The organism is Moorena sp. SIO4G3, from assembly GCF_010692305.1.
GTDB lineage: Bacteria > Cyanobacteriota > Cyanobacteriia > Cyanobacteriales > Coleofasciculaceae > Moorena > Moorena producens_A.
Map to the genome: position 1 here is coordinate 5,141 of NZ_JAAHIG010000412.1, position 2,317 is coordinate 7,457.

4 protein-coding genes are annotated in these 2,317 nt (G+C 42.5%); 1 reads left to right on the plus strand and 3 read right to left on the minus strand.

The window, feature by feature from the left end; all coding sequences use genetic code 11:
* The coding region (locus tag F6J99_RS38360; protein ID WP_365975105.1) for a tetratricopeptide repeat protein at nt 1–434 on the minus strand (434 nt) is incomplete at its 3' end.
* A 151-nt stretch (nt 435–585) separates the two neighbouring features.
* The gene (locus F6J99_RS38365) at nt 586–1,194 is read right to left on the minus strand and encodes a hypothetical protein (RefSeq protein ID WP_293121197.1); all 609 of its coding nucleotides are present in this window, start codon (nt 1,192–1,194) and stop codon (nt 586–588) included.
* Between the two features lie 354 nt (nt 1,195–1,548).
* Between F6J99_RS38365 and F6J99_RS38370 the strand changes: the two genes are divergently transcribed.
* The gene (locus F6J99_RS38370) at nt 1,549–1,770 is read left to right on the plus strand and encodes a hypothetical protein (RefSeq protein ID WP_293121199.1); all 222 of its coding nucleotides are present in this window, start codon (nt 1,549–1,551) and stop codon (nt 1,768–1,770) included.
* Here the strand turns inward: F6J99_RS38370 and F6J99_RS38375 are convergent.
* Nucleotides 1,762–1,977, minus strand: coding sequence for a hypothetical protein (locus F6J99_RS38375; RefSeq protein ID WP_293121201.1), 216 nt, complete (start codon nt 1,975–1,977; stop codon nt 1,762–1,764). The genes F6J99_RS38370 and F6J99_RS38375 overlap by 9 nt on opposite strands.
* Between the last annotated feature and the right edge of the window lie 340 nt (nt 1,978–2,317).

Sequence of the window (2,317 nt, forward strand, 5' to 3'; positions counted from 1 at the left end):
ATCGCTTTTTCGAGATTCCATGCCCTGTCCCAACGAATTCTGTTTCTGTAAGCAAGGCCCAGGTTGTTTTGAGTTGATGCCCACTCTTCGGGGAAGTCTTTTTTGGTGCGAACTTTCAATGCTAGTTCGTATGCAGCAATCGCTTTTTCGAGATTCTCTGCTTTATCACCACGGATTCTGTCACTGTAGGCTGCGCCCAGATTGTTTTGAGTTGATGCCCACTCTTCGGGGAAGTCTTTTTTGGTGCGAACTTTCAATGCTAGTTCGTATGCAGCAATCGCTTTTTCGAGATTCTCTGCTTTATCACCATGAATTTTGTTTCTGTAGGCTGCGCCCAGATTGTTTTGAATAGTTGCCCACTCTTCGGGGAAGTCTTTTTTTGTGCGAACTTTCAATGCTAGTTCGTATGCAGCAATCGCTTTTTCGAGATTCAATCTCCTGTCCCCACGAATTCTGTAACTGTAGGCTGCGCCCAGATTATTTTGAGCCTTTGCCCAATCGATCGGGAAGTCCTATTCATTGTAAACTGACATAGCTAGGGCGTGTCTGAAAAGTTAAAAGATCACCATGGAACTGTGATCGATATCACCTGCAACAGTAGAAAGAAGATTTCAACGCCCAACTTTTTGGGTTACTCTCACGGGTGAAAACTGTTAGCATCGTTTCGTAACCAGCAATAGCGATTTCTATGTTATTGGCTTGATTACCGAGAGGAAAATTTATGATTAGGTTGGATAATTTCCCAATAAATTCTGCAATGGGTTCTGCTAGTTCTGGTTCCAATTCTGATAATTTAGCATTTGCCCACTCTTCCAGGATATCGATAAAGTTATCATCAAGTTTGTCTAGGTTGGCTTGCAGGAGTGGATAGACTACAGTGGGATCGCCATTGCTTTCAGCAGTTGCTGGCAATACCTCCATCAAGAATTCCAGATAGTCTTCGGATGAAGAATTAGCTGAGGTAGGGGTTTCTGATATTACGGCTAAAAGCTGACTCCCGAGACTTCGTAAAAAGTTAGCGCTATTTTGGTTGCCATCTGCTGCCAGTTCTTCTGCCTTTAGTTCCATTACCAGTAATAATACACCATCCACTAACTCGCGGTTGCTCTCAAGGATTTGGACTAGCTCACCGCTGGAACAAGTTAGCAGTTGGTCGATCAGGTTGAGATATTCTTGTAGTCTTTGTTCGTCCATTTTTCCTTACCTCTACTCTCTACTGTCTGCTCCTAGTCAGTAGTTCACCCAATTGATTATTTCTATAACTATAGCGCTTTCTAGAAAGCATTCAGCAGTCAGCGGTCAGCGGTCAGCCGCGCTCAGTAAAAGGCTTTTGGCTAAGCTACGCGAATAGCTTTCTGTCACTCAGATTCAACTAATGCTTACCTGTTTGATTCAAAAGCTGACAGCTGATAGCTGACTGCTGATAGCTCAAATAAATAGCAATAAAAAAAATTCGGTCAAGTTCTGGTTAACCCCAAGTCTTGACCGAATTCTATTGTGTACACAAAAACGAGTACACAATAGCTCAACTCAATGAAATCAATTCTAATGACTAAAAACATTCCTCCAGAGTTTAGTCAGCAATTGCTCGAAAGCAACCACATTCTAACCTCTGACTTATCCTATTCCATACTACTTCATCCCGCTTCAGAAAACAACCTTGAATTTTCATGGTGGCCAGGGCCTAAAAGCCCTGTCTTGATGCAGTCGCTCATGGGGGAAACCCCCAAGACCGCGCTGCATCGCTGGCAAATTCCTATCCTAGTCTAGGTAAAAATATCGCACCAAAGTGGTCATCACCTCACCAGGCTTTTCGGTGGGCTCGGGAGTGCTCCACTCGTAGGGATATGCATACTTAAGGGAATACAGGGCATTAATTGTATGGCGAACCTGTTCAGGAGTTCCGATCAACAAGAGCTTGGATTTCTTAGGTTTGCGACCTTGGTTATCCGGGGTGGGTGGAATGTTTTCAGTCATCAGAATGTTTCCTGTAAAGTTGTCATTATTAATATATAAATAAATTAATTTAATGTCAAGGGGTTTGTAAATTTTTTTTATTACGAAATATGGCCAATAGGAGAATGTGGAAAGTGTAGGGATTGTGGTAAGAAGTAAGAGGGAATAGTTTTAAAAAAAGCTGATGATTTTCTGGTGTTTTTATCATCAGCTTTTGGGTTATAGTGTTTCTATAATTTATGAGGTCAAAGTCCCCCTTGATAAGGGGGATTTAGGGGGATCCCTTTCTAGGATTTATGAGGTCAAAGTCCCCCTTGATAAGGGGGATTTAGGGGGATCCCTTTGTACCTCATGGCATAGA

What these genes read in the sequence shown, in the direction of transcription:
- F6J99_RS38365 (WP_293121197.1), bottom strand. Translation starts at nt 1,194, where the DNA reads ATGGACGAACAAAGACTACAAGAATATCTCAACCTGATCGACCAACTG.
- F6J99_RS38370 (WP_293121199.1), top strand. Translation starts at nt 1,549, where the DNA reads ATGACTAAAAACATTCCTCCAGAGTTTAGTCAGCAATTGCTCGAAAGC.
- F6J99_RS38375 (WP_293121201.1), bottom strand. Translation starts at nt 1,977, where the DNA reads ATGACTGAAAACATTCCACCCACCCCGGATAACCAAGGTCGCAAACCT.